The 6,311-nt window shown below is 65.1% G+C and carries 7 protein-coding genes and 1 pseudogene; 5 read left to right on the top strand and 3 right to left on the bottom strand.

What is annotated here, in order from left to right; translation table 11 throughout:
• Positions 1 to 116: 116 nt before the first annotated feature.
• Positions 117 to 413 (bottom strand): PsiF family protein, encoded by a 297-nt coding sequence (locus HMPREF3014_RS31625; protein ID WP_042929714.1) that lies wholly within the window; start codon positions 411 to 413, stop codon positions 117 to 119.
• A 154-nt stretch (positions 414 to 567) separates the two neighbouring features.
• On the opposite strand from HMPREF3014_RS31625, the gene HMPREF3014_RS31620 reads away from it, so the two are divergent.
• Together HMPREF3014_RS31620 and osmE are read left to right on the top strand one after the other, a co-directional pair.
• Positions 568 to 1,107: an MOSC domain-containing protein gene (locus HMPREF3014_RS31620; protein WP_003095483.1), complete on the top strand. Its 540-nt coding sequence runs from the start codon at positions 568 to 570 to the stop codon at positions 1,105 to 1,107.
• A gap of 88 nt (positions 1,108 to 1,195) precedes the next feature.
• Entirely contained in the window at positions 1,196 to 1,540 is a 345-nt protein-coding gene (gene osmE, locus HMPREF3014_RS31615) for an osmotically-inducible lipoprotein OsmE (protein ID WP_003095488.1), read from the top strand.
• A gap of 43 nt (positions 1,541 to 1,583) precedes the next feature.
• Here osmE and HMPREF3014_RS31610 read toward each other — a convergent pair whose 3' ends face one another.
• Positions 1,584 to 1,991: a Rho termination factor N-terminal domain-containing protein gene (locus HMPREF3014_RS31610; RefSeq protein ID WP_003095492.1), complete on the bottom strand. Its 408-nt coding sequence runs from the start codon at positions 1,989 to 1,991 to the stop codon at positions 1,584 to 1,586.
• A gap of 146 nt (positions 1,992 to 2,137) precedes the next feature.
• Here HMPREF3014_RS31610 and brlR point away from each other — a divergent pair, with 146 nt between their 5' ends.
• On the top strand, positions 2,138 to 2,950 hold the full coding sequence (brlR, locus tag HMPREF3014_RS31605; protein WP_003095496.1) for a c-di-GMP-binding multidrug transporter transcriptional regulator BrlR: 813 nt from the start codon (positions 2,138 to 2,140) through the stop codon (positions 2,948 to 2,950).
• A gap of 1 nt (position 2,951) precedes the next feature.
• On the opposite strand, the gene HMPREF3014_RS31600 is transcribed toward brlR, so the two are convergent.
• The gene (locus tag HMPREF3014_RS31600; protein WP_003112310.1) at positions 2,952 to 5,021 is read right to left on the bottom strand and encodes an AsmA family protein; all 2,070 of its coding nucleotides are present in this window, start codon (positions 5,019 to 5,021) and stop codon (positions 2,952 to 2,954) included.
• 295 nt (positions 5,022 to 5,316) lie between these two features.
• Here HMPREF3014_RS31600 and HMPREF3014_RS31595 point away from each other — a divergent pair, with 295 nt between their 5' ends.
• Both HMPREF3014_RS31595 and HMPREF3014_RS35280 read left to right on the top strand, forming a co-directional pair.
• Positions 5,317 to 5,850 (top strand): ferritin-like domain-containing protein, encoded by a 534-nt coding sequence (locus tag HMPREF3014_RS31595; protein WP_003095503.1) that lies wholly within the window; start codon positions 5,317 to 5,319, stop codon positions 5,848 to 5,850.
• A gap of 275 nt (positions 5,851 to 6,125) precedes the next feature.
• A pseudogene (locus tag HMPREF3014_RS35280) lies at positions 6,126 to 6,311 on the top strand (hypothetical protein); the annotation flags it as partial.

Genomic DNA, 6,311 nt, shown 5'->3' with positions numbered 1-6,311 from the left:
GCGGATAACCGCGAGCGGTTATTCGCCCTACGCCAAGACCACGCCACACCCGTCCGCAGGGCGGATAGCGCCACAGGCGTTATCCGCCGCCACACCGAGCCCGACGAGGGTGGGGCTCACTTCTTCAGGCAGGTGCTCATGAACGCCTTGCGTTCGTCGCCCTTGAGCGACTTGGCACTGGCGTCGGCGTTGCAGCTCTTCATCTTCTCCTGCTGGGCGGTGGCCTTGCCGCCGGCAGGCGCGCCGGCCTTCAGGCAGCCGCTCATGAACGCCTTGCGTTCGTCGCCCTTGAGCGCCTTGGTGGTGGCCTCGGCGTTGCAGGCGGTCATCTTCTCCTGCTGCGCGGTGGCAGCGAAACCATGGGCCGAGACGGCCATGGCCAATACGAACATCGGGATACGCAGGATATTCATCGAACTCTCCTTGAAGGGCTGCACGTTCGCATGCAGGTGCGCTGAAGTCTAGCGACTGCGGCGGGCTTTGCAGGGGCTGGGAACGCGTCCTGTGCGCTTGCGACAAGCGTCATGTTTCGCGGCTAGACTGACGCTTCGCACGAGGAGGAGTTCCATGCAACAGGTCATCGCGGTGAGCCTCTGCGCCACCCACGCGTTCAGCAAGCAGGTGCGTCCCGCCATCCGCCTCCTGAAAGGCCTCGGCGTCGAGGGCGACGCCCACCACGGCGTCACCGTGAAGCACCGCTCGCGGGTGCGGCAGGACCCGACCCAGCCGAACCTGCGCCAGGTCCACCTGATCCACGAGGAATTGCACGACGAGCTACGCGCCAGCGGCTTCGCCATCGGCCCGGGGACCATGGGCGAGAACATCACCACCCGTGGCGTCGACCTGCTCGGCCTGCCCACCGGCACCCGCCTGCGCCTGGGGGAAAGCGCCCTGGTCGAGCTGACCGGCCTGCGCAATCCCTGCTCGCAGCTGGACAACTACCAGCCCGGACTGACCGCCGCCGTGCTCGGCCGCGACGAACAGGGCAACCTGATTCGCAAGGCCGGGGTGATGGCGATCGTCCTGGAAGACGGCGAGGTTCGCCCCGGCGACGCCATCGATATCCAGCTGCCCCCCTTGCCGCACCGGGCCCTGGAGAAGGTCTGAGGCAATCCGCCGCGATTCCGGGCGAACTCTGCGCGAGGGCCTGCGTTCCAATGTTGGCAAGCACCGCTCAACCACAAGGAGTCACAGCATGTACAAGCAGTCACTGGCGGCACTGTTCGTGATGGCAACCCTGGCCGGCTGCGCGTCGACCAAGGTGCAGAACCCGGTCAACTACATCACCTTCCGCAACGAACCGCTGGTCAAGGATGTCGAGAAAGGCATGAGCCAGCAGGAAGTCCTGCGCATCGGCGGCACGCCTTCCGGCACCCAGAAGCGCCTGATGAAACCGGGGAGCTGCAACAGCTACATCCTCAACAAGGACGGCCAGCAGCAGCCGTTCTACGTCAGTTTCGACGGCAGCGGCAAGGTCGACGGCTCGGGCTTCCTGAGCTGCTCCGAGCTGGACCGCCACGAGCGCGACGCCCGCCCCTGACGGCTCGACGCCCCGCTTCCTTACGGAGGCGGGGCGTCTGCGTTCAGGCCCGGGACAGGGCCTCGATCAGTTCGGCCTTGCGCATCGTCGAACGACCGCGGATGTCGCGCTTGCGCGCCAGCTGCATCAATTCCTCGCGGGTCATCTCGCTCACCGAGGTACTGCCTTGACGTTTGCCACGGCTCGCCGAGCCGCGGTTGGCCGGTCTCCCTGAGCGGGCCTGGGCGGCGCGATGGGCCGAGTCCTTGCGGTCGGCGCGCTTGGCCGTCTCGCTCTTGGCGCGGCCGGAACCGCCCTTGCGCTCGCCGCCGCCGGACTGCTTGTTCACCGTCGCCCAGGCGCGCGCCTCGGCTTCCGATTCGCTCACACCCTTGGCCTTGTAGCTCTCCTCGATGTGCTCGGCCTTGCGCTGCTGCTTGTCGCTGTACTTGCTCTTGTCGCCACGGGGCATGGGGATATCTCCCTTTGCGATGGGTTCACTGTTGGGACCGGGAGGCGACGGCGGACGTTCAGAGAAAGTCCGCACCGGCACAAACCCCTTGACCTTGCCCCAGGGGCAATCCGTAGTCTGCCGGTATCCCGCAGCAGGAACCGGAAATGCTCACCATCGGCCAACTGGCGCGAATCTTCGAGATCTCCACCAAGACGCTTCGCCACTACGATGCCATCGGCCTGTTCGTCCCCGCGCGCACCGGTAGCGACAACGGCTACCGCTACTACCAGCCGGAACAGATCGAGCAGCTCTCGCGCATACTCGCGCTGCGCCGGCTGGACGTTCCGCTGGAAGCCATCGACCGCCTGAAACGCGATGGCGCGCTGGACGACCCGCAACGCCTGCGGCATTTCCTGCAACGACACCAGCACACCCTGCGCGAAGAGATCAGCGCCCGCCAGCGCCTGCTGGCGGAACTCGACCGAACCCTGGCGACGCTCGCCCACTGGAGGATCCGCAACATGCATGCACGAATCGTCGAACGTCCCGCCTTCAGCGTGGTGGGCATGGAATACTTCGGCAGCGCCCCCGGCGACACCATCGGCCAGCTCTGGGAACGCTTCATCCCGCGCGAGCACGAGATCGCCGGCAAGCACGATCCCGAGGTCTCCTATGGCATCTGCGCGCAGCAGCCCAACGGCGAATTCCACTACGTCGCCGGCTTCGAGGTGCAGGAGGGCTGGCCGGTGCCGGAGGGCATGGTGCGCTTCCAGGTGCCGGCGCAGAAGTACGCGGTGTTCACCCACAAGGGCACGGCGCCGCAGATCGCCGAGAGCTTCCAGGCGATCTACAGCCACCTGCTCGCCGAACGCGGCCTGGAGCCCAAGGCGGGGGTCGACTTCGAATACTACGACCAGCGTTTCCGCGGACCGCTGGATCCGAACTCGCAAGTCGACCTGTATATCCCCATCTACTGAATCAGCGCTTGCCGGCCGGCACCTTGGCTGGCAAGCGCATGCGCTGCAGCAGCGCGGTGCACTGGTTGTCGTCGCTTTTGCTCGGCGCCACCAGCGCCAGCAGGCTGGCCGCCGGGCCCACCGTCACGCCGAGGGCTATCATTCCCGCGCCGCGCGCCACCAGCGGCCCGGCATGGACCCCGGCGTCGGGCTTGGCGAAGGTGCCGCGCACGTACAGCGGCGAGCGCAGCGAGAAGATCCGCAAGCCCTTGCTGTGCGGGGTGACATCGAGATCGAGCTTCTCGTTGGCGAAGTTCACCGTGCCGTCGACGTTGACCAGCGCGTTCTCGGTGTCGAAGACGAACAGCCGGCTGGTCATCAGGCCCTTCTGCAGGCCGAAGTCGGCGGCCGCGCAGTTGATCTTCACCTCGTCGTCGCCGAACAGCTTGGTCACCAGGTAGTTTCCGACATTGAGGCCGGCGATTTCGGTCAGGCCCTTGCTGATCGCGCCGTCGTTGATCAGCATCTTCAATTCGCCATCGGCGCCGCCGAGGATCTTCGCCACCGAATTGCCACTGCCGCTGAGACTGGCGTCGCCGTTCAGCTCGCCGAAGCTGGTCTGCATCGGCGCGAAGCCGGGGAACAACTGCTTCAGCTTGAAGCCCCGCGCGCTCATCTTCACTCGGCTCTGCATCGGCTGCTTGCCGCCGTCCAGGCGGATGTCCGACTCCAGCTTGCCGCCGGCCACGCCGAAGCGCAGGGGCTCCAGGCGCAGCAGGCCGTCGTTGAGCACCAGATGGGTATAGAGGTCGCTGATCGGCAACTGGTCGCTGTGGACGATACGCTTGCCGGTGAATTCCACGTCGGCGTCCATGTCGCGCCAGCGCTCGGTACGGAATTCCTCCACCGGCAGCACCTTGTCGCCCGGCTGGCGGCTGGTCTGCCCGCGCTTCTGTTTTTCGGCATTGCTGTCGGCGCCGATCAGCGGGCCGAGGTCGGCGAAGCGCAGTTGCTCGGAGGTCAGCTTGCCGGACAGCTTCGGCCTAGGCTGGCGAGCGACGAAGGTCAGGCTGCCGTGCAGGTCGCTGGCGCCGACCTTGCCGTTGAAGTTCTCGTAGCGGAACAGTGCGCCGCCCTCCTCCTTGAGCCGCGCCAGCAGGTGTCCGTCGGTGGAGTAGGCCGGAGTGTCCGGCAGGGTGATGCCGGTCAGCGGATAGAGATTGGCCATGCTGGTCCCGGACAGCTTCAGGCGCAGGTCGAGGGCGCCGAGGTTGAGCGGGTCGGTCAGGGTGCCGACCACCGCGGCACGGGTGCTGCCGGCACTGACCTCGGCCTGTAGCGGGAAGGGCTTGCTCGCATCCTGCAACGCCAGCATCCCGCCGACCTTGCCCGAGCCGGCCAGAGCCTGGCCCTTGTAGGTGCCCTTGACCTTCCAGCCGAACACATAGTCCTGGGCGTTCGCCGCATCGCCCGTGGCCAGCGCCTTGCCGGCCAACTGACCGAACGGCACCGGCTTGCCGAGCGGGTCGACCAGCACTTCCAGACGGGTCTTCAAACGCTGGTCGTCGAGGCTGACGCTACCCTTGTCGAAACCGATCTCGCGGATGTCCAGTTGCCAGGCGGACGGCTCGTCGCTGTCGCTGGCAGGCAGGTCGAAATCCCAATTGGCGCGGCCGTCGGCCAGGCGCAGGAGCTCGGCGCGCGGCTGGGTCAGCTTGATCTGTGGAATGCGGATGGTCTGCCAGAGCAACGGCAACGGCGCGAGGCGGAATTCGATGCGTTCCAGGCTGGCGAACTCGCTCGCCTTGGTCTTGCCCGCCGTCCACTCCGGGTTGCCGAGGGTGATGTCCTCGGCGCTGAAGCGCGGCCAGGGGATCCAGGCGCGCCAGCCTTCCTCGCCCTCCTCGCGGCGCCAGGCCACGGCGAGGTTGCCGTTGATGGCGAACGGGCGGTTCAGCGCCGCCGAGACCTTTTCGTTGAGGGTGGGCTTGATCAGGTTCCAGTCGAAGGTGGCGATGAACACCACCAACGCCGCCAGCAGCAGGACCAGGCTGGCGAGGCTCCAGGTCAGGATCTTTCGGCCGCGCGTCATGCACAACTCCTTTTCGCCGCGTCGGTTGTCGGGCAGGCGCGGCAGCGCGCCTCGCTCAGCCCGTCAGTGTGCAGGCTGGCCCATGGACTCGCCAGCGCGAATACGCCGGCCCGTTCCGTTAGGACCGGCGAAACGCCGGCATTGCTCCCCGTCCCACGCATTTCAGGCAAAAGGCCAGTTCGGCGGCGGGTCGATAAAACTTTTTCGACCGCGTGGGACTCACACCTTAGGTAAGCAGAAAAAGCCGGCCGCAGAGCCGGCCCTTTTCACCGGATCAGCCTCAAGGAGAAAACCGATGACCACCGTTCAACTGACGGACGTCCAGACCCTTCGCGACCGTGCCCGCAAGAACATCCAGGAAGGCGCGGTCACCGAAGGCTATTCGGCCGATCGCCAGACCGTCCTGCGCCTGCTCAACGAAGCGCTCGCCACCGAGTTGGTCTGCTTCCTGCGCTACAAGCGCCACTACTTCATGGCCACCGGCCTTAAGGCGAGCATCGCCGCCGCCGAGTTCCTCGAGCACGCCAACCAGGAAATGCAGCATGCCGACCAGTTGGCCGAGCGCATCATGCAACTGGGCGGCGAGCCGGACTTCAATCCGCGCGGCCTGGAGGAGCGCTCCCATGCCGAATACGTCGAAGGCAAGACCCTGAAGGACATGGTCACCGAGAACCTGATCGCCGAGCGCATCGCCATCGACAGCTATCGCGAGATCATCACCTACCTCGGTAACGACGACCCCACCACCCGACGCATTTTCGAGGAAATCCTGGCCCAGGAAGAAGAACACGCGGACGACATGGCCGACATCCTCGACGACCTCGCCTGACTCCAGAGCAAGACCCGTCCGAGAGCCGGCGCCCGCAGCGCCGGCTTTTCTTTTCGCCTTATTTATCCAATTTATCGATTAAATAGAGAAAAGCTAACTATCCTTTAAGAAATCTTCGACATCACAAAAATAATCAACTAACTTACTGATAAATAATAAGAAAATGCATAATCACCCATATCGATAGACACTATCATCGCACTTCGTTTTTAAATCGACTTATCCGAACTGAAAATGACTCCAACGCAATCGACAACCCACTCGGAGTCACCGTCATGAAAGCTTCCCTGATCCTCGGCCTCGCCCTCGCCACCCTGACCGCCAACGCCGCCTTCGCCGCCGACGGCTCCAGCCGCACCATCGACCGGCTGCACCAGGACATGTCCAGCGTCGAACTGCGCATCGCCGACAACGGCAGCGAGCAGACCATCGACCGCCTGCACAAGGACATGACCAAGGCC

The organism is Pseudomonas sp. HMSC065H01, assembly GCF_001815235.1.
GTDB lineage: Bacteria > Pseudomonadota > Gammaproteobacteria > Pseudomonadales > Pseudomonadaceae > Pseudomonas > Pseudomonas aeruginosa.
Note: the sequence above shows the minus strand (reverse complement) of the source record. Positions and strands in the feature narration are given on the sequence as shown.